The 22870-nt window shown below is 33.2% G+C and carries 17 protein-coding genes; all 17 read right to left on the reverse strand.

Annotated features, from left to right (window positions below; translation table 11 throughout):
- Window positions 1-130: 130 nt before the first annotated feature.
- Window positions 131-835: an elongation factor P 5-aminopentanone reductase gene (gene ymfI / locus ssp1_RS07500; protein WP_075777952.1), complete on the reverse strand. Its 705-nt coding sequence runs from the start codon at window positions 833-835 to the stop codon at window positions 131-133.
- Entirely contained in the window at window positions 835-2121 is a 1287-nt protein-coding gene (gene yfmH, locus ssp1_RS07505) for an EF-P 5-aminopentanol modification-associated protein YfmH (protein ID WP_118828168.1), read from the reverse strand. The genes ymfI and yfmH overlap by 1 nt, the downstream gene beginning before the upstream one ends.
- Window positions 2121-3329: an EF-P 5-aminopentanol modification-associated protein YfmF gene (gene yfmF, locus ssp1_RS07510; RefSeq protein ID WP_481906190.1), complete on the reverse strand. Its 1209-nt coding sequence runs from the start codon at window positions 3327-3329 to the stop codon at window positions 2121-2123. The genes yfmH and yfmF overlap by 1 nt, the downstream gene beginning before the upstream one ends.
- A gap of 99 nt (window positions 3330-3428) precedes the next feature.
- Window positions 3429-4142 carry a GntR family transcriptional regulator gene (locus ssp1_RS07515; RefSeq protein ID WP_002450534.1) on the reverse strand — a complete coding sequence of 238 codons (714 nt, stop codon included), beginning with the start codon at window positions 4140-4142 and terminating at the stop codon, window positions 3429-3431.
- 2 nt (window positions 4143-4144) lie between these two features.
- A complete protein-coding gene (locus tag ssp1_RS07520) occupies window positions 4145-6541 on the reverse strand; it encodes a DNA translocase FtsK (RefSeq protein WP_075777950.1) in 2397 nt (798 codons plus the stop codon).
- Between the two features lie 239 nt (window positions 6542-6780).
- Complete coding sequence (gene rnjB / locus ssp1_RS07525; protein ID WP_075777949.1) at window positions 6781-8454, reverse strand: ribonuclease J2; 1674 nt, start codon at window positions 8452-8454, stop codon at window positions 6781-6783.
- Window positions 8455-8640: 186 nt separating this feature from the next.
- Window positions 8641-10740, reverse strand: a complete 2100-nt coding sequence (gene pnp, locus ssp1_RS07535) for a polyribonucleotide nucleotidyltransferase (RefSeq protein WP_075777948.1) — start codon at window positions 10738-10740, stop codon at window positions 8641-8643.
- Between the two features lie 135 nt (window positions 10741-10875).
- Window positions 10876-11145 (reverse strand): 30S ribosomal protein S15, encoded by a 270-nt coding sequence (rpsO, locus tag ssp1_RS07540; RefSeq protein WP_002450539.1) that lies wholly within the window; start codon window positions 11143-11145, stop codon window positions 10876-10878.
- Between the two features lie 113 nt (window positions 11146-11258).
- Window positions 11259-12230: a riboflavin biosynthesis protein RibF gene (gene ribF / locus ssp1_RS07545; RefSeq protein WP_002450540.1), complete on the reverse strand. Its 972-nt coding sequence runs from the start codon at window positions 12228-12230 to the stop codon at window positions 11259-11261.
- Window positions 12231-12242: 12 nt separating this feature from the next.
- Window positions 12243-13160, reverse strand: coding sequence for a tRNA pseudouridine(55) synthase TruB (gene truB / locus ssp1_RS07550; RefSeq protein WP_002450541.1), 918 nt, complete (start codon window positions 13158-13160; stop codon window positions 12243-12245).
- 150 nt (window positions 13161-13310) lie between these two features.
- A complete protein-coding gene (gene rbfA / locus ssp1_RS07555) occupies window positions 13311-13661 on the reverse strand; it encodes a 30S ribosome-binding factor RbfA (RefSeq protein ID WP_002450542.1) in 351 nt (116 codons plus the stop codon).
- 139 nt (window positions 13662-13800) lie between these two features.
- On the reverse strand, window positions 13801-15966 hold the full coding sequence (infB, locus tag ssp1_RS07560; RefSeq protein ID WP_075777945.1) for a translation initiation factor IF-2: 2166 nt from the start codon (window positions 15964-15966) through the stop codon (window positions 13801-13803).
- A gap of 4 nt (window positions 15967-15970) precedes the next feature.
- Window positions 15971-16288, reverse strand: coding sequence for a L7Ae/L30e/S12e/Gadd45 family ribosomal protein (locus ssp1_RS07565; RefSeq protein ID WP_075777944.1), 318 nt, complete (start codon window positions 16286-16288; stop codon window positions 15971-15973).
- The gene (rnpM, locus tag ssp1_RS07570; RefSeq protein WP_002450545.1) at window positions 16285-16572 is read right to left on the reverse strand and encodes an RNase P modulator RnpM; all 288 of its coding nucleotides are present in this window, start codon (window positions 16570-16572) and stop codon (window positions 16285-16287) included. The genes ssp1_RS07565 and rnpM overlap by 4 nt, the downstream gene beginning before the upstream one ends.
- Window positions 16573-16591: 19 nt before the next feature.
- Window positions 16592-17824: a transcription termination factor NusA gene (gene nusA, locus ssp1_RS07575; protein WP_002450546.1), complete on the reverse strand. Its 1233-nt coding sequence runs from the start codon at window positions 17822-17824 to the stop codon at window positions 16592-16594.
- A gap of 20 nt (window positions 17825-17844) precedes the next feature.
- A complete protein-coding gene (gene rimP, locus ssp1_RS07580) occupies window positions 17845-18312 on the reverse strand; it encodes a ribosome maturation factor RimP (RefSeq protein WP_049425144.1) in 468 nt (155 codons plus the stop codon).
- A 182-nt stretch (window positions 18313-18494) separates the two neighbouring features.
- Window positions 18495-22805 carry a PolC-type DNA polymerase III gene (locus ssp1_RS07585; RefSeq protein ID WP_118828235.1) on the reverse strand — a complete coding sequence of 1437 codons (4311 nt, stop codon included), beginning with the start codon at window positions 22803-22805 and terminating at the stop codon, window positions 18495-18497.
- Window positions 22806-22870: the final 65 nt, after the last annotated feature.

Raw genomic sequence — 22870 nt, forward strand, 5'->3', positions numbered from 1 at the left:
CCTTGTTTAAACACGACTCAAATTTCAATTTCACTGATTAAATATAATAATAATCACATTATAACATCGAATTGAATATCATGTACTAGAGAAATCATGTTTTTATAGTTGATACTATTAGTTGAAGCGATTATAAATACCATCCGCCATTCACTTTTTGAATAGTCCCTGTAACACCTTTAGCCATCGGATTATATAAATATGCACAAGTGTGTGCTACTTCGCAAGGTTCTATCATGCGATGTTGCGGGAGTTCATCTAGAATCTCTTCCAACTCTTCTTCTGACCACTTTTTACTCATGTTACCTGAGACAAATCCTGGTGTAATAGCATTTACTGTCACTGTTGTTTGAGCCAGTTCCTGACTTAAAGCTTTTACAAAGCCAATTTGAGCACTTTTCATAGCAGAATAAATCGTTTCCATACTTGCACCCGTTTCACCCCAAATGGATGAAATGACTATTATTCTACCATTTTCACTTTGTCTTAAAGTATCAACAAAATAACGACTCAGTCTTATGAGTTGTCTTACATGGATATGGTAAGACTTATCAACTTGTTCATCTGACATATCTTGAAGCATGCCATACAATGCTGTTCCTGTTGCATAAATCATACAATCAAGATGGTTGATATGACCAAAATACTTTTCTAAGTTGATATCCTCAGATAAATCACATTGTATTAAATTAACAGGTCTATTTTGATATCGGTTAATCAACTGCGTTTTATCAGCTGAATTAAATTGTAAATCTACTTCATAACCATCTTCTAATAATCGATCAACAATTGCAGATCCAATTGACCCTGAACCACCCAATACTAATGCTCTCATTAGTTTTTAAGCTCCAAACGACTATCCACCATCTCATCTAAATCTAAGCATAACTGAGACGTTTCATTAACACTTTCAAGCGTAATATTTTCAACAATGTTTAACATATCAAATACACTAACACCTTCGAAATATAACTTTGCGTATTGATTAGCAATGTATTCAGGAGAATTAAGACTTGAAATAAATTCTCCTATAAATTGTTTTTTCAATAAATCAAATGCTTCAACGTCAGTAAGATTACCTTTGGTATCCTTTAATTGTTTGATAAGCAACTGTTTTAATTGATCTGGATGATTGGTTGCACTAGTAATAATTGAAAAGCTATAAGTTGGCTCTAAAACAAATTGATAACCAAATGTTTCATCAATTAAATCATCATTCAATAACTCTTGATAAAACTCTGTTTCTTCACCAAAAATAAGTTCATAGAAAAATGTCATTTCTAAATCACGTTGAACATATTTCTCTGGTGATTCATCTAAAGGTTGATTTTTAAATCCTAGCATTAACTTAGGAGATTGTAGTTTCATTTCTTCAGATATAACATGTTGATTCACTGATTTTGGTTCATCAATCAATGCACGTTCAATTTTAGGTTGATTCGTTTTATCTCTAAGGTTTTCATGTTCTTCTACAATATCAACAATATACTGCGGTTCTACATCGCCTACTACGAAAAGCACCATATTAGATGGGTGATAAAATGTTTCATAGCAAAGATATAAATCATCTTTTGTAATATCATAGATACTTTCAACACTACCTGCGATATCAACTCTAATAGGATGTTTTTCATACATAGCTCTTAATGTATTAAACATGAGTTTATATCCAGGTTGTTCTTGATACATTTTAATTTCTTCAGCGATTATACCCTTTTCTTTGTCTACAGTTTCTTTTGTAAAATAAGGTGTCTCAACCATAGTCAATAACCGTTTGATATTATTCTCAAGATGATCTGTCGCACTAAATAAATAACTTGTGCGGTCAAAGCTAGTAAAAGCATTGGCTTGTGCATTTTCCTCAGCAAATGCAGTGAATAAATCTTCTTCTTCTTTTTCAAATAACTTATGCTCTAAGAAGTGTGCCACACCATCCGGTACAGTTACAAAATCTTCTTTACCTAGCGGTTTAAAACGACTATCTAGAGAGCCAAATTGAGTAGTATAGGTAACAAACGTTTTTTGAAATCCTGGTTTAGGTATGACAAATAAACGTAATCCATTTTGTAGTTCATGTTCATAAACTGTCTCATCTATGACATCATAATAATGTTGTTTCACTACTCATTCCCTCCTTTAGTAAGTACATAAATTGTATCTAATACTGCTTCATTTGCTAATTTTATAATATCTTCTTTAGTCACTTTATCTATTTCATTTAAGAAAGCTTCATCACTTTGAGGCTCATCTAATAAAATTTGATTGTGTGATATTTCTATAATACTTTTTGGTCTATCTGCAGATTCATGTCTCTGGGATGTAATGATTTTTTTAGCTAATGCAAGTTTATTATCGTCAAATTCACCTTTTTTAAATTTATCAAATTCTTCTAAAATCGTTTGCTTCGCAATTTCGTATTTATCTGCTGATACACCACTCAACACAAATAAGTAACCATTTTTACCATCGATCTGAGAGTGTATAGAGTATGCTAAACTTTGACGTTCACGTACTTCATTAAATAACACTGATGATGGATCTCCTCCGAACATGATATTAAACACAATAAAAGCGTAATAATTACTTTTACCATAATGAGTTGGGAATCGATAACCTAAATTAAGTTTAGCTTGGTCAACATCATCTGTTGCAACAATTGTCTTTGGCAGTTGTTCAATTTTATTGTCTAATTTTTGTGCTTTATTATCAGAAACTTCAAAAGTAAACGGTTTAATTTCGAATTTAGATTGGATTTGATTGTAGACTTGTTGTTTATCAACATTACCAACAACATAAATAGCACAGTAGTCGTTTTCAATCATAGATTGATATGTATCATACAGTGATGCAGGTGTTACCTGTGGTACTTGTTCAATTTGACCAGTTGCTAAATATTGATATGCTTCATTTTCAAACATGTTTTCTAATAATTTTAAAAATGAATATTGTGCTTTGTTATCAATCATCGCCTCAATCTTTTTACCTAACAATGATTTTTCTTGTTTCACAAATTTGTCGTCAAATTGTTTATTATGTATTAATGGATTCCAAATTAATTCATTTAATAAATCTAATCCATGCTCAAATAATAGTGTTTGATCTTTTAAATATCGTTCATTAACTATTTCTAAAGAAATAGTAATTACATGTTTATCTTTAAATTTCGAAACAAAACTATTTACATATGCGCCGTAAAGTTCGGATAAACGACGGTTTAGGGCTTTGTCATCCTGCCATTTTTGAGATGCGCGTACAAGTACTTTGCTTAATACTGAACGTGCAGTTATTGTTTCATATTCAAGTGGTGCCATAAATTTAAACGTAATCATTGTTGTTTTAAATTTCTCGGTTGGCAAGACATGTATATGGCTTTTTTGATTTTCTTGCTTTTCGTTATGCAACTGCAATACCTCCATTGACATTTTTCATTATTTTTCTCTCGTAATTCTAAACTTAACTAAACTACTCTTCATATAATTTAAAGAGTATAAAATTGGATTATTTTGTTCATCAAAATGAGTTACCTTAAGTAACATCAATCCTTCATGTGGTGAGGCATTTAACATTTCAGAAATATGTGGTTCATAATTAACCGCTTCTAAGTCAGTTTCAGCATAAGTTACTGTATGTCCTGTTGCATGTTTAATTGCATTTAACATTGATCCATTACTTTCTTGATATCCCGTACATGTTAAATAGTCCTTTGCAATCTTGTCTAAACAATAAACTACAGGTTGATGGTTAGCAGTTTTTAATCTTTCTATAATAGTTACTGGTTGTTTCTCGTTAATACCCAAACGCTTAGCATCTAATAATGTTGCAGGTTGTTCATCAAAGTTTAAATATTCTGTACCAGATTGATAACCAGCACTTTTTATCATCTCTGTAATACTAATTAATTCATTTAATGGATAAAAGAAAGGGGGCAGTGATTTGACACTGGTACCCTCTTCAAAATTATCTACAACTACTTGTTCAGTAATTAATTCCCCTATACCTTCATAAACATCATCTGTTTTAATATTGAGTTCTCGTGCAATAGCTAAATTGCTTGGTAATTTACTACCAAACTCTAATTCTCCAGACTTAATTTTGTTTAAGATATATTGTTTCACTCTATAAATAGCATTCATTTCCGCCATAATTACACCTCATCTTTATCAATATCAACTAAAATTTGTCTTGGTTTACTACCTTTTTGTGGACCAATCACTTGGTTTCTTTCAAGATCATCCATCAGGCGTGATGCTCGGTTATACCCAATTCTAAACTGTCTCTGTAATAAAGATGTACTTGCTTTTTGTTTTTCAATTACAAATAAATAGGCTTCATCATATAAGGTATCTTCACTTTTCATTTCTGACTTATCTACTGGCGCATCAGGTTCCATTTCTTTAACATAATTTGCTTGTTGTTGCTCAACAACATAGTTAACTACATCTTGAACTTCTTGGTCACTTAAGAATGCACCTTGTATTCTAGTTTTAGTTGAATCTCCATTTCCAACGTACAACATATCACCTTTACCTAATAATTTTTCAGCTCCACCAGATCCAATGATTGTTCTTGAGTCTGTTTGAGAACTTACAGCAAAGGCAATTCTTGATGGAATATTATTTTTAATAATACCTGTGATAACATCCACTGATGGTCTTTGTGTTGCAACGATTAAATGTATACCTGCTGCACGGGCCATTTGTGTAATACGTTGAATTGCATTTTCCACTTCTTTACCTGCTACCATCATCAAGTCCGCTAATTCATCGACAATGACAACGATATAAGGTAACTCAGCTTGTTTTTCATCTAATTCTCTATTTTGTTTTCTTATAAACTGATTGTAACCTTCAATGTTTCTAGTTGATGAATGTTGGAATAAATCATAACGTCTCTCCATTTCAGCTACTATTTTTTCCAATGCTTGAGCTGCTTTATGTGGATTAGTTACAACTGGTATTAATAAATGTGGAATACCATTGTATACATTTAATTCTACCATTTTTGGATCAATCAGCATAAGTTTTACTTCATGCGGTTTCGCGTTTAATAACAAGCTTGTAATGATTCCATTGATACAAACTGATTTACCACTACCGGTAGAACCTGCTACCAACAAGTGTGGCATTTCATTCAATTGAATCGTTATAGGATCGCCTGAGATGTCTCTACCCAAACCTACTTCTAATTTATCATTAGATGGGAATTTTTCCTCTAAAACTTCTTTGAGTGCTACAAGAGAAATTTTATCATTTGGAACTTCTATCCCAACAGCTGAACGGCCTGGGATTGGCGCTTCTATTCGTACATCTTTAGCTGCTAACGCTAAAGCAATATCATTATGCAAGTTTACTATTTTATTGACTTTCACACCTTGCGCTGGCTGCACTTCATATTGTGTAACTGCTGGACCTATTTTAATTTGTGTCACTTTAGCATCTACACCAAAGTTTTTCATCGTAGATTCTAGAACTTGACCTTTTCTTTTCACTTCTGCTTTTGATGTCGATTGTTTTTGTGTTGGTTGGTTTAATAATGATAATGGTGGCACAACATAAGCCGCATTCATTTCTTCTCCAGCTTCTGAAATTGAATTTTCATTATCTTCATCACTAGACTGTTGATGATTTTCTGGCTCATCTACTGTTGATGGTTGTGAAGTGTTTGGAGTGCCATTTGTCATTGGTGACATTTGTTCTGAATCATTACTAAATGAACGCTTTTTTCGTCTAGAAGGCGTAGGTTCTTGCTCAGAATCACTGTGTCCATAAATAGGAATATCGCTATCTTGAGGTACTTCAGGTAAATCTGAAACATCTTTAACTTCGTCTTTATCATTAATACGATGTCGTTTGTCTATTCTTTCAGCCTTATCTTTAACTCTTTGTTCTTTATTCGATTTATTAGCTTCACGTTTTTCTTTTAAAGTTTGAGTGGCTGAAATGCTCGATGCTCTAACACTTTCAAATACTTTTTTAGTTACATCTCTATGTCGTAAATTAAATAATAAAATAATACTTGAAGCAACAAGTAAAACAGTAATGATAAATACGCCAATAATAGAAATGAGTGGAATAAATAACTCTAATAGATAATATCCAATTAAGCCGCCACCAAAATTAGGAAAATGACTATGTTTGTATGATTGATAAACGTATGATAAAACTGGTTCTCTTTCAGATATGACACCTTTACTAAAGTGATAATATAATTGAGAAATAAATAATAACGCTACTTGTAACGTAATCGTACCAACCGTACGTCTTGTTTTAGGAATTTTTTTAGAATATGTGATAAATCCAGTTGCTAATAATATTAATATATATGTTAAATAACGACTCATTCCGACAAAATAATTAAAGAAACTATCAATCATTCGTCCAACGATGCCTAATTGAAAAGCACCTAAAATGACTAAAATAACCACAATGATAGCAATGATGTATCTTAATGGACTCTCTGTTTGCTTTTTCTTTGTGGTTGATTTTTTCCTAGTTGTATTCGATTTTCTCTTTGTCGGCGATTTTTTCTTTGCTTGTGGCAAATTCGTACACCTTCTTTTTTTAATCTTACGTATGTATCGTATTGATTTAAAGTTTTATTAAATAAGATGAAAGAGGTAAGGACGTCACACACATAATAGAACATCTGTATGATATAACGAATCTACCTTGATGCAGATTCGCATTTCAACATTTGCCTATTGAAGTCTGTAGTGATTTACATACTTGAACTACAAACAACGTGAGTTTGTCCCAACCTCTTTAGTTTATTTTATAATGATTATATTTCAGAAATAACTGGAATAATCATTGGACGACGTTTTGTGCTTTCGAAAAGTAATTTACTAATTTTATCTCTCATGTTTTGTTTGATTTCTGACCATTCAATTCGTTTTTCTTGTAAGCCAGCTTCAACAATTTCACGTACTTTTTCTTCAGCTTCTTTTAATAAGTCTTCGCTTTCTCTTACATATACAAAGCCTCTCGATTGAATTTCAGGTCCAGCAGCAATTCTACGGTTTTTAGGGTCGAGCGTTACGACAGCAATAAAAATACCATCTTCAGCTAATAAATGACGGTCTCTTAATACAATATTACCGACATCTCCTACGCCAATACCGTCAATTAATACATTACCAGAATGAACTTTTTCATTTAATACCATATTCTTGCCATCATAATTAATGACGTCCCCTTTTTCAACAAGGAAAATCTTTTCAGGCGCAACACCTGCTTCGGCTGCTAACTTAGCATGAGCAATTTGCATTTTGAATTCACCTTGAACTGGTACAAAGTATTCTGGTTTCATAATGTTAATCATCATTTTTAACTCTTCCATGCAACCATGGCTTGATGCATGTATTTTTTTGTTATTTGGAATAATGTGTGCACCAGCACGTACTAATTCATTTAATGTATCAGCAATAATCACTTCCATATTTGCAGATGCAGTAATTGCTAAGAAAACTGAATCACCTTTTTCGATGTTCATAATTTTATGTTTTTGTTGAGCCATTTGACTTAACGCTTCTACAGGTTCACCTTGCATTCCTGTTGCAATGATGATGACTTCATTTTTCGGATAATTTTCAACTTCACTAATTGGAATAAGTAAATCTTTAGGAATATCGAAATATCCCATTTTGCGTGCGATATTAAATGAACTTTCTAATGAACGACCTAAAAATGACACTTTTCGATTTAATTGGCTAGCAATATTCAACACTTGTTGAATTCTGATAAAATTCGATGCATAACATGAAACAATCAAACGACCTTTGACTTTTGCAAATGCATCATACATATGATGTTCGATGACATTTTCAGGTGTATTATATCCCGGTTTTTCTGCTTCTGTAGAGTCACTAATTAATGCAAATACGCCTTCTTCACCAATTTCAGCCATACGTTTGAAATCTGGAGAATATTGTCCACTTAAACTTTGATCAAATTTAAATTCACCAGTATAAACAATTGATCCATAAGAAGTGTGGATACAAATGCCTAAACTATCAGGAATACTGTGTGTAGTATTAAAGAAACTAATATTCACATTTTTAAAACGCATCACAGATTCATGATTAACTGAATAATAACGCACTTTTTTATTAATATTTCGAGATTTCATATTCTCTTTAACAAGTGCAATTGTTAATTTTGAACCATAAACAGGTGCATCAACTTGTTCTAAAATATAACTTACAGCACCCATTGCATGTTCATGTCCATGTGTAAGGAATATTCCTTTTAACTTTTCTTTATTTTCAATGACATATTGAATGTCTGGTATTACAATATCTACACCTAACATTTCATCTTCTGGAAACATTAAGCCTGCATCAAGCATAAACATTTCATCGTCTACTTCAACGATATACATATTTTTCGCAATTTCTCCAACACCACCAAGTGGTATGATGCGAATGTCTTTGTTTTTTTTCTTTATTAAACTCAAAATGTTACCTCCTATAATTAATCCCCGTCCATATATAAACTCACCATTTATTATAAGTTAAAATTCGCTTGATGTACACTATTAATGCAAGTCATGACTCTATATTATAGTAGGATATTTGAATTCTTTAAATGAACTAAAAAAGATTGGAAACCTTTGTTTGGTTTCCAATCTTGTAAGGTATTATTATTTTTCATTAATAGCTTTGTGAGATGCATTAACGCGGCCTTGTTTATCAATTTCAGTTACTTTAACTTCGATTGAATCACCTAATTTTAATACATCTTCAACTTTATTAATACGCTCAGTTGAAATTTGTGAGATGTGTAATAACGCATCTTTTCCAGGGAACAATTCTACAAAGGCACCATATTTTTCAATGCGTTTTACTTTAGCATTGTATACTTGACCAACTTCAGCTTCACGAGTGATTTCTTCAATGATTTCACGTGCACGATTAATCATTTCTTGATCTATAGCACCAATGAATATTTGTCCATCTTGTTCGATATCTAATTTTACACCTGTTTCATCAATAATTTCATTGATTTTTTTACCACCAGGTCCAATTACGTCTCTAATTTTTTCAGGTTTAATATTCATAGTAACCACTTTTGGTGCATACGCACTTAATTCATTTCTAGGTTGATCAATTGTTTGTAACATATGATCCATAATCGCTAAACGACCTTGACGGGCTTGTTCTAAAGCTTCTTCAATTACTTCACGTGTAAGACCATCAATTTTAATATCCATTTGAATTGCTGTAATACCATCTTTAGTACCAGCGACTTTAAAGTCCATATCACCAAGTGCATCTTCCATACCTTGGATATCAGTTAAAATAGTGTAACTATCTTCACGTGTAACTAATCCCATTGCGATTCCGGCAACTGGTGCTTTGATTGGTACGCCGGCATCCATTAATGCTAATGTTGAACCACAAATAGAAGCTTGTGATGATGAACCATTTGATTCTAATACTTCACTTACGATTCGTACAGTATATGGGAAATCCGATGTATCTGGAATAATATATTTAAGCGCTCTTTCACCTAGTGCACCGTGACCAATTTCACGACGACCTGGCGCTCTTACAGGACCAGTTTCACCAACAGAGAAGTTAGGGAAATTATAGTGATGCATGAAGCGCTTTTCTTCTTCAGGTCCAAGACCATCAATTAGTTGATAATCTCCAAGGGCACCTAATGTTAAAACGGATAAGGCTTGTGTTTGACCACGAGTGAATAATCCTGAACCGTGTGCTCTTGGAAGAAGTCCTACTTCTGATTCTAACGGACGGATTTCATCTGGTTTACGACCATCTGGACGGATTTTTTCGTCTGCAATCAGACGTCTCACTTCTTCTTTAACTAAATCGTTTAAAATGGCATATACTTCTTTAATTAACGCCTCATTATCAGGATCTTCTTCATCAATAAATTCAGCAACAATATCTTCTTTTAATGCGTCTAAATTAATATCACGTTGTTGTTTGTCAAAAGTTAGTACTGTGTCTTTTAAACCTTTAGCTTCTGTTAATGATTTAACCTTTTCAACAAGTGCCTCGTCTCTTTCAACTGGAATAAACGCCTGTTTTTCCGGTTGAATATAATCTATGATTTCTTGTTGGAAAGCAACTAGTCGTTTAATTTCGTCATGACCAAAGAAGATTGCCTCAAGCATTTCACTTTCTGTGATTTCACTTGCTCCAGCTTCAACCATGTTAACTGCATCTTTATGGCCTGCTACCTCTAAATCTAAACGTGAAACTTCTTTTTCAGCAACGGTTGGATTAATCACATACTTGCCATCTACATATCCTACATTGACACCTGCGATAGGTCCTAAGAATGGTATGTCAGACACACTTAATGCCATTGAAGAACCAATCATAGCAGCCATTTCAGGCGAACAATCAGGGTCAGCACTGAGTACAATATTCATAATTTGAACATCGTGCTTATAGCCTTTAGGGAACAACGGTCGTATTGGTCTATCTATTAATCGTGCAGTTAATGTTGCGTCATCTCCTGGACGTCCTTCTCTTTTTTTAAATCCTCCAGGAATCTTACCTGCAGCGTACATTTTTTCTTCATAATTAACTGTTAATGGGAAAAAGTCACCATCACGTGGTTCCTTAGAAGCTGTAGCAGTTGATAAGACAACTGTATCACCATAACGAACTAAAACAGCACCATTAGCTTGTTTGGCTAATTGTCCTGTCTCAATCGTTAATGATCTGCCAGCCCACTCAGTTTTAAACACTTTCTTCTCTTGAGACATTATGAATCTCCTCTCTAAATTCTATTATCTATATCATATCATTTATTACATTTAATTTATATTAGTTCTTATTTGTCAGATAATAAAAAAAGGAAAGTACCAATCGAATGGTGCTTTCCTAATTTATTATTAAGATTAACGACGGATACCTAAAGATTTGATTAATTCACGGTAACGTTGAATATCTTTACCACGTAAGTAGTTTAATAAGTGTCTACGACGACCAACCATTTTTAATAATCCACGACGTGAATGGTGATCTTTTTTGTGCTCACGTAAATGCTCGTTTAATGCAGAGATTTCTGCAGTTAAAACAGCGATTTGTACTTCTGGAGAACCAGTATCTGTTTCGTGAGTGCGGTATTCTTTAATTAATTCATTTTTACGTTCTTGTGAAATTGCCATTGTCAATTTCCTCCTTTAATTTGTATACTCCTTTATCCGAGTTAGGCGTCGGAGTCTCGACCTACTAAGAAAAAGGTTGTCTCTTAAACAAGGTTAACTTGTTTTAATCAACTTTATATATTATATGATACATCATCACCAAAATCAACAGATAATAAATATTTAGCACGTGCTTTGTCATCATTCATCTGCTCTACCAATGGATCAATGCCATCAAATTTTATTTCAGGACGTAAGAAATGATGCCAATATACCACTACTCGTTCGCCATAAATATTTTCATCGAAATCGAAAATATTTACTTCTATTACCACTTCGGCTTTAGCTGGATCATGGAAAGTGGGTTTAACACCTACGTTTGCAACGCCTCTATATAATTTTTGTTCAGTGCCGATTTCCATACTTACTGCATATACACCTTTTTTAGGTAACAAATAATCATCACTAGGATGAACATTTGCAGTTGGAAATCCTATTGTTCGCCCACGCTTTTCACCTTGAACGACTGTACCTTTAATTTTATATAAGTAACCTAATTCCTCATTCGCTTTTTGCAATTCACCGTTTTGTAACGCATCTCTAATCGCTGTAGTAGAAATTTTTTCATCGTCTAATTCCTGTTTGCCTACTATTGTCGTATTAAATGAATCAACTTCGTTTAACACTGTCATATTACCTTTACCAAATTTACCAAATGTAAAGTCAAATCCAGCAATAACTTCTTTAACATTATTTTTTATAATATATTCTTCAATAAATTCTTCAGAAGTTACATTCGCAAACCTAGATGAGAAATTGATAACAATACAGTAGTCCACATCATGTGAAGCTATCATATCAATTTTGTCTGAAAGTGGTGTTAAATAAGTCGTTCTTTTACGTTCAGGATTTAACACAACTGATGGATGTGGATCAAACGTCATAACAGCTTTCTTCAATCCACGAGATTGTGCCTGTTGATCTAATGTTTGAAAAACTTTATCATGCCCTTTATGCATACCATCAAAGAAACCAAACGCCATCGCAACATTTTCATTTATTCGTTGGTCTTCTTGAATTGGATGGGTAATTTCTATCACTTTCATAATAAATCTCCTTTAATTAAATACTTTTTTTGGTTTTAATTCATCTGGTTTATCTGGATGTACAATGTATATTGCCATCGCTTTTTGAGTTGAATCATTAACAAATACAAATTGGTCATTCGTTATATTTTGAAATTGCTTTTTATAAAACTTTTGACCATTTAAAATGCGTTGTTTGATTTGTTCATCATCTATACTAATTTGTGGTAAACCTTTCAAACCATATTCTATAGGAAACAATTTATCTTGTAATGCATCATGCTCATGTAAAGAACGTATATCATCAAGAGTGAGACTTTGTTCAAGACCAAATCCTCCTGATTGAACACGTGTTAATAATGACATATGTGCTGGCAAGCCTAACTTTGCACCTATATCAGTCGCTAATGTTCTAATATATGTTCCTTTACCACAATTTACTGAAATATCGAAATGACATTCTCCATCTTTGAATCTTAAAGGTGATGTACGTACTATGTGTTTAATGGTTACTTTTCTCACTGGGCGCTCCACAGTTTCATTATTACGTGCATACTCATATAATCTTTTCCCATTAACTTTAACGGATGAGTACATGGGTGGAATTTGTTCAATTGTACCTTTAAATTGATTGATAATGTCATCCACCTGAGTTTCAGTTAATGTATTTTCTTCAATATTTTGATATTCAACAGTTTCTCCTGTTTGATCTTCTGTTGTTGTACTTCTTCCAATTGTTACGGTTGCATTATAGGATTTCCCCATTTCCATAACATAATCACTTACACGTGTTGCCGAACCGATACATATAGGTAGGACACCTGATACTTCGGGATCCAACGTGCCCGTATGACCGATTTTTTTAGTTTTAAGTATCTTTCTTAATTTAAATACCACATCGTGACTTGTTAACCCTCGATCTTTATATACTGGTAATATACCGTTATACATGGTTTCACACCTTTTATTTTCCAAAATTATTACGCTTTATATTATAACATTTAGCAAAGTATTTGATGATTGAGTACATCGATTAATATGATTGATTTTGATATGTATATAGCCTGAGAAACATTTTCCCAGGCTAAAATAATATGATAATTATTTATCTTGTTTGTGTAAATCTTGGATCATACGTTCAATTTTATTACCATATTCTATTGATTCATCATATTCGAATGATAATTCTGGAATAATTCGTAATCTCATACGTGAGCCAAGTTCAGATTTAATAAATCCTTTAGCTTTATCTAGTGCTTTAAAAGTATTATCTACTTCTTTTTGATTACCTAGAACTGTTAAATATACTTTACCTTGAGATAAATCATTTGTTAATTCAACATCTGTAATTGTAATAAAACCTACTCGAGGATCTTTCACTTTATTATTAACGATATCCATGATTTCTTTTTTCATTTGTTCGCCAACACGTTCTGCTCTCATATTACTCATTTATTGTCACCTCTTTTATTCTTTATTTTTGAGTTTAAATAAGAGGTGAGACATAAGACAATTATTTATTAGAACATGGTTTAATGCTCTAATATATCTCGCCTGTCTCAACCTCCAAACTTCATCGCAAAATTAGCGATTATCTTTTGATTTCAACCATTTCGAACGCTTCAATAATGTCGCCTTCTTTTAGGTCGTTATATTTTTCAATCGTAATACCACATTCATAACCTTGGGCTACTTCTTTAGCATCGTCTTTGAAACGTTTTAATGTGTCTAATTCACCTTCAAATTGAACAATGCCATCACGAATAACGCGTACGCCTGCATTACGAGTAATTTTTCCTTCAGTAACATAACTACCTGCTATTGTACCAACTTTAGAAACTTTGAATGTTTGACGTACTTCTGCTTGACCAATGACTTGCTCTTCATATTCAGGGTCAAGTAGACCTTTCATAGCTGATTCAATTTCTTCAATAACGTTATAAATGACACGGTGTAAACGCATATCTACGTTTTCTGCTTCAGCTGCACGCTTAGCACCAGCATCAGGACGTACATTGAATCCGATGATAATACCATTTGATGCATTGGCTAAAGTAACGTCAGATTCATTAATTGCACCTACAGCAGTATGAATAATACGTACATTCACACCTTCAACATCTATTTTCATTAATGATGCTGCTAATGCTTCAACTGAACCTTGTACGTCACCTTTAATAATAACGTTTAAGTCTTTCATTTCACCTTGTTTCATTTGTTCGAACAAGTTATCTAACGTAACGTTTTTACTTTCTTGACGTTGTTGAATAACGCTTTCTTCATGACGTGCTTCACCAATACGACGCGCTTGTTTTTCATCTTTAAATACTACAAAGCGATCGCCAGCTTGTGGTACATCATTAATACCTGTAATTTCAACTGGTGTAGATGGACCAGCAGTTTTGATTCGTTGACCTAAGTCATTAACCATCGCACGAATACGGCCATACGTATTACCTACAACAATTGAATCTCCTTGATGTAATGTACCATTTTGTACTAGTAATGATGCTGCAGGTCCTCTTGATTTATCTAATTCAGCTTCAATCACAGTACCTACTGCTTGTTTATCAGGGTTTGCTTTCAACTCTTGAACTTCTGCAACTAAACCAATCATTTCTAATAGGCTATCGATACCGTCTCCACTTAATGCTGATAGTGGTACGAAGATCGTATCGCCACCCCAGTCTTCTGGAATTAAACCGTACTCTGTTAACTCTTGCATTACACGGTCAGGATTTGCGGTTGGTTTATCTATTTTATTAACTGCAACAATTGTAGGAACATTCGCTTCTTTAGCGTGATTAATCGCTTCAATTGTTTGAGGCATAACACCGTCATCTGCAGCTACTACTAGGATTGTAATATCTGTAACTTGAGCGCCACGTGCACGCATTGTAGTGAATGCCGCGTGTCCAGGTGTATCAAGGAAAGTAATCTTTTTACCTTCATTTTCGATTTGGTAAGCACCAATATGTTGTGTGATACCACCCGCTTCACCTGCAGTTACTTTAGTATGACGAATTGAATCTAATAATGTTGTTTTACCATGGTCAACGTGTCCCATAATAGTAACAACTGCAGGACGTTCAATTGCATCTGGATCTTCAGTTTCATCGTCGAAATAAATAGATAAATCTTCTTCTTCAATGATGACTTCCTCTTCAATTTCAACACCATAGTCATCTGCAATTAACTCAAGTGTCTCTTGGTCCAATGATTGGTTAATGTTAGCAACAATACCTAATAAGAATAATTTTTTTACAATACCTGAAGATTCAACATTCAGTTTATCTGCTAATTCTCCTACTGTAATGCCTTCTTGATACGTAATTTTAGATGGCATTTCTTTAGGTTCTGCTTGTTGTGGAGCACTTTGCTTTTGGTTATTCTTTTTATTATTTTTGTTGTTTTTGTTATTTTTATTATTCTTCTTATTGTTATTGTTGTGTTGATTACTTTGTTGTTTACCTTTGTTGTTATTATTCTGCTTGTTTTGATTATTTGATTTATTATTATTTTGTTTTTGGTTACTTTGTTGCTTATTTTCAGATTTATTGTGATTATTTTGAGTATTCTTTTGTGTTTCGTTACTTTGTCCTGGTTTGAACTTTTTGTCTAAAGCTTTAATTTGGTCATCTTCTAAAGCTTGCATATGGTTCGACACTTCAACGTTCATACTCTTTAATTCATCTATAATCTCTTTACTCTTTAGATTTAATTCTTTCGCATATTCGTAAATTCTTTGTTTACTCATATAATCACTCCTCACGATATTCATCTATCATAGACAGCAACTTTTTGGCAAAACCTTGATCAGTAATGCCAACGTTGACTCTCTCGCCTTTACCAAGTGCTATCCCTATTTCTTCTCTAGTTCCAAATACCCTTAAAGGCACTTTATAACTCGAAGTTTTATTTTTAATTAATTTCATAGTGTTTGGAGAAGCATCATTAGCTAATATAACTAACTTTATATTGCCTTTTTGCATATCATTGACAATAACTGATTCACCCGTTTTCACTTTACCTGCTCTCATCGCAAGACCTAAAAAATTAAATATCTTCTCATTAATCATTTTGTTGGAATCTCTTCTCTATAAATTAAACGAATAACCTCTTTATATACAGGCTCTAATTGTTCTTTAGAAGCTTTAAAATATTTTTCTAAAACTTCCTTTTGTTGTGCTTTTTCTACTAATTGAACATCTTTTGAAACATAGGCACCACGGCCTTGTTTTTTACCAGTAGCATCAGCGAATATTTCGCCTTCTTTGTTAATTACAACTCTAATCATATCTTTCTTTGGATGCATTTCATTAGATATGATACATTTACGCATTGGAATTTTTTTCTTTTTCATGTTCAATCATCACTCCAACCTATTTTTCTGTATCTTTATCTTCAGTAGTAACTTCATCCGTATCTTCTAACGTTTCATCTGTTTCAGCTGCTAATTCGGCAGTAGTTAAATTTGATTCTTCTAAATTCACATCTTCAAATTCAATGTCTTCATCACCAGTATTTACAACTTCATCAGCAATTTCTTCTGATTCAATAACAGGATAAACGCCTGCTTCACGAGCATCACTTTCAGATTTAATATCAATTTTCCAACCAGTTAGTTTAGCAGCTAAACGTGCGTTTTGACCACGTTTACCAATTGCTAATGATAATTGATAGTCTGGTACAACTACTACTGTAGATTGATTTTCTTCGTCTACGATAACTTCTAACACTTGTGATGGACTTAAAGCATTTCTTACAAATACTTTAGGATCTTCATTCCATTGAACAATATCAATTTTTTCTCCACCAAGTTCTTCTACTACAGCTTCAACACGAGCACCTTTTGATCCGACACAAGCACCTACTGCATCGATTTCAGGATTATCAGAGTACACACTAATTTTAGAACGATCTCCTGCTTCACGTGCTACTGATTTAACAATAACGGTACCATCAAAGATTTCAGGTACTTCTTGTTCAAATAGTCGTTTTAATAAGCCTGGATGGCTTCTTGAAACATAAATTTGAGGTCCTTTAGTTGTTTGTTCAACTTTGTTAACAAAGACTTTTATTCTTTCGTTAGGGATATAGCTTTCATTCGGACTTCTTTCTGCCTCAGACAATACTGCTTCAATACGACCTAAATTAACGTAAACATATCTATGGTCTACACGATCGATCACACCCGTTAAGATGTCTTCTTCTTTATCGATAAATTCATCATAAAGAATTTCTCTTTCAGCATCTCTTAAACGTTGCATGACTGCTTGTTTAGCTGCTTGAGCACCAACACGTCCGAAATCTTGTGGCGTCACATCTTCTTCATATATGTCACCAATCTCGTATGCTGGATTTTTAACTAATGCAGTACTAATATCAACTTCTTCTCTATCATCGAATACTTCTTCAACAACTTCTTTTCTAGCAATAACTTTGAAAGTACCTTCGTCCATATTAAGTTCTACCCTAACATTTCTGGCACTATCATAGTTTTTTTTGTAAGCAGTAATTAAAGCTGCTTCAATAGCATCAATTAATACTTCTCTTGGAATTTTCTTTTCCTTTTCTAAATATTCAGTAGCTAATAATAATTCATTACTTGACACGGCTCTTCCTCCTCACCACGTTATAGCATTACTGCGTGACGTGCTTTTGCAATTTTATTGCGTGGTATCTCTATCGTTTTTGTTTTAGATTTTTCTTTGACTTCTATTAATATAATATCCTCTTTGACTTCTTTTAAAATACCTAACCATTCTTTTTCATTTTCGATTGGTACATAAAGTGAAATAAAAATGGGATGTGATATTGCATCTTTAAGCGCTTTCTCATTCTTGATAGGTCTTTCAGCACCTGGAGATGCTACATCTAAGTAGTACATTTCAGGTATTGGATCATTTTCATCCATCGCTTCGCTAATCTTTTCTGAGGCTAACGTACAATCATTAAGATCGACGCCACCTTCTTTGTCTATTGAAATTCTTAAAAAATGATCTTTACCTTCTTTAACATACTCAATTTCAACTAGTTCAAAGTTAAGGTCATCTAATACGGGTTGAATAATAGGTTCAACTTGTTCAGCTATTTTACTCATACAGGCCTCCCTTTTAGGCAAATAGAAAAGAGCGGGTTTATGCCCACTCTTTTGCCTGAGTCACTAATTTTTTAAGCAATCTAAGTATACCATAAGTTATACTAGTAAACAAATCACACCCTAATTAATGGGAACATCCCTGTATACACTTAATAATTTAATAACTTCTTTATTGTTTTACATTACATGTCAAAAATAGATAATTGTGCTTTATCAGGTAATCCTGGTAATGAGCCTAAATCGTCTAGATATTCAATAACCTTTTGTGATAAACCTGCTTTTTTATTTAAATCTTCTTTAGATAAAAATGGTCCTTCTTCTCTTGCTTCAACAATTCGTTTGGCAACATTTTCACCAAGTCCTGGTACGGCTATAAATGGTGGAATTAATGTATCACCTTCAATAATGAAATCAAACGCTTGGCTTTTTTCTAAACTAATCGGTTGCATACGATAACCTCGATGAGCCATTTCATTCATTATTTCTAATACTGTTAATACATCTTTTTCTTTTTTACCTAAATCCATATAGCGAGAGTACATATCTTTTACAGTGTTTTTAATACCTGTTTTATCTTTAATCATAGTAATTAAATCAAAATCAGATGCTCTAACTGTAAAGTAAGACGCATAATAATATAAAGGATGATGTACCTTAAAGTATGCGATACGGACTGCCATTAATACATAGGCTGCCGCATGGGCTTTAGGGAACATGTATTTGATTTTACGACAGGAATCTAGATACCAATCAGGAACGTCATTTTCTTTCATAGCTTCAACCATTTCATCAGTTAAACCACGTCCTTTACGTACAAATTCCATTGTTTTGAAGGCCATAGATGGTTCTAATCCTGCATACATCAGATATACCATGATGTCGTCACGACAACCAATAACTGATGATAAATCACAGATACCTGCACGGATTAGTTCTTGTGCGTTACCTAACCAAACATCTGTACCATGTGATAGTCCAGAAATTTGTACTAATTCAGAAAATGTTGTTGGTTTAGTATCTTCAAGCATTTGTCTTACAAACCCTGTACCAAATTCCGGTACACCAAATGTCCCTGTTTTACATAAAATGTCTTCTTCAGTCACACCTAAACTTTCTGGACTACTAAATATTTTCATAGTTTCTTTATCATCCACAGGAATCGTTTTAGGATCAATGCCAGATAAATCTTGTAGCATACGTATCATAGTTGGATCATCGTGTCCAAGTATATCGAGTTTTAAGACGTTATCATGGATAGAATGGAAATCAAAATGTGTTGTCATCCAAGCAGAACTTTGGTCATCTGCTGGATATTGTATAGGTGTAAAATCATAAATATCCATGTAGTCTGGAACTACTATAATACCACCAGGGTGTTGTCCAGTTGTACGTTTAACACCTGTACAACCTTTAACTAAACGATCCACCTCTGCTCCACGTTTATGAATACCTTGGTCATTAAGATAACCTTTAACAAATCCAAATGCAGTTTTTTCGGCAACTGTACCAATTGTTCCTGCACGGAATACTTTGTCTTCACCGAATAATACTTTTGTATAGTTATGTGCATTAGGTTGATATTCACCACTGAAGTTTAAGTCGATATCTGGTACCTTATCACCTTTAAATCCTAAGAACGTTTCGAAAGGTATATCTTGCCCCTCTTTAATTAGCTCATTGCCACATTCAGGACATTTTTTATCGGGTAAATCGAATCCTGAACCAACAGAACCATCGTCGAAAAACTCACTCGTTTTACAATGCGTACAAATGTAATGCGGCGGCAATGGGTTAACTTCAGTGATTTCTGTCATAGTCGCTACAAAGCTTGATCCTACAGAACCACGTGAACCTACTAAGTAACCATCATCTAAAGATTTTTTAACCAAACGTTGTGAAATTAAATAAATAACTGAGAAACCGTTCCCTATAATACTATCTAGTTCTTTCTCTAAACGATCAATAACAATTTGAGGTAAATCTTCACCATATAACTTTTTGGCATTGCTATAACTTAATTCTCTAATTTCTTCATTCGCACCATCCATTCGTGGTGTATATAATTTATCTTTAATTGGTACAACACGTTCAATTTGATCTGCTAAGGCATTAGTATTTGTTACAACTAACTCATAAGCCTTTTCTTCACCTAAGAAATGTAATTCATCCAACATTTCGTCGGTTGTTCTAAAATGTGCTTCTGGTAAAGTTGAACGATTTAAAGGATTCCCCGGTTGGGAAGCAATTAAAATTTTACGAGCGATGGCATCGTGTTCATATAAATAGTGTGCATTACCTGTTGCTATAACAGGAATATTAGCACTCTTTCCAGCTTCAATTAAACGATGATAAATCTCATGAAGTGTTTCAGTATCTCTAATGAGTTCACGATCAATAAGATCTTGATAAAGTGCTGGTGGTTGTACTTCAATAAAGTCATAATACTTTGCTATTTTTTCTACTTCTGATTGATCTCTTTGCATGACAGCTGTAAATAATTCACCTTCATCACATGCCGTTCCAACAAGCAAACCTTCTCTATACTCATTTAATAAAGATCTCGGTATTCTTGGTGTTCTATAATAATACGTTACTAATGATTCACTCACAATTTTGAAAAGATTTTTTAAACCTTGTTGATTTTGAACTATTAATGTGACATGTGATGGTCTAGCACGTTTATATGCATCTTCATTAGATAGTTTTTTATTAATATCTATATGATTTGTCACGCCAAGTTCTTTCATTTGTTGAACCATTTTAATAAAAATATATGCAGTAGCTTCAGTATCATATATCGCTCTATGATGTTGTGTTAAGTCCACACCATATTTTTTAGCAAGGAAGTTCAAACCATGCTTACCATAATCAGTATTTATAGTACGAGATAATTCTAGTGTATCAATTACACCATTAGTTGAAGGGCCGAATCCAAGGCGTTCATAACCTGTATCAATGAATCCCATATCGAATGAGGCGTTATGGGCCACGAATATAGCATCTCCTACCCATTCTTTGAATTCTGTAAGTACATCTTCTATTTCAGGAGCATCAGTTAGCATATCATCTGTAATATGCGTTAAATTAATAATTGTTTCTGATAATTTCTCATGAGGATTACTAAATCTTTCAAACTTATCTATGATTTCTCCGTTATGTACTTTAACAGCTGCTAATTCGATAATTTTATCATATTGATTAGATAAACCAGTCGTTTCTACGTCAAAAACAACATATGTAGCATCTTTTAAATCTCGATCTGTAGGTTTGTAAGCAATAGGTACACCATCATCCACTAACATGCCTTCCATACCATATATCATTTTGATACCATGTTTTTCAGCAGCAGCATGGGCATCTGGAAATGCTTGAACAACATTATGATCTGTCACAGCAATCGCTTGATGACCCCATTCAGCTGCTTGCGCTACATAGCCGCCAATATTAGGTATGCCATCCATTTGACTCATTGATGTATGTAAATGGAATTCAACTCTTTTATTCTCTGCCTTATCTTTTTTAGGCGATTTTTTAATTTCTTCAATATCAGACATCATCATAACTAAATCTCTAACAAAAGTATCTTCTTCAATACGACCTTGTGCACGAACCCACTTTCCTACACTTAAGGCTTTAAAATGATCTAAATCATTTTTATTTTTACGAGTAAACATTTTCAATACTAATGAATCTGTATAATCCGTTACTTTCAATTCTACGATATGACGTCCACTTTTCAATTCTTTTAAATTAATATCAAATATAACGCCCTCAATTGCCACTTTAAATTCTTCTTCTATAATCGATTCTATTGATCTTAAATTTTCAACTTGAATTGGTTTACCAATTTGACATTTATCTACATCGCTTTCGTTGTTATCTTGTTGTTTTGCTTTTTCCGCTTTCATTTTTTCAAGTTTTTCAGTAGCCTCACGTGCACTTTGTTCATCTTCTTCTTGAATATGCGCTTCTAATGATGCTAGATCTTCATCATGGTTAGTAGTATCTGTTTCAAATACGACTTTATCTATTTTAAATCCGCATTTTTTAAAAGCAGCGACTAAACTACCATTACATGCCTTATCAAAATGGTTACGTTCAATATCATTGGAAACCATAACTTTTAGAACATTACCTGACATAATCAAGCGCTTTTGTTTTAACTGCCCTTTTACTTTAGGAGATAAGGCAGTTTGATCGATACAATGTGCAAAATATTTAATTGCCTGTTCATCTTGATTATCAGTGTTTTCAATCGTGAAATGACAGCTTACATCCGCTATTTCTTTAAATTCTTCTACAATCGCATGATTAAAAAGTAAATAATCTTCATGAGATAAGAAATATGGCAATGTAATATGAAATTCCCATGTTCTATTTTTACTTGAGACATCAATTCTAGTTAGTTCTCCTTGCTGTAGGATTTCTGAATCTAATTGATTAGAAATTTTAATTTGATCAGCAAGTACTTTAAATTTTTCCTGATTTGTCATTGCCAATATGAAAACCACCTTAAATTTATACTTCTTTAACATTGCTTGAATTAGTAATTTGGAAT

Origin of the sequence: Staphylococcus sp. M0911, assembly GCF_003491325.1 — a bacterium.
Taxonomy (GTDB): domain Bacteria; phylum Bacillota; class Bacilli; order Staphylococcales; family Staphylococcaceae; genus Staphylococcus; species Staphylococcus warneri_A.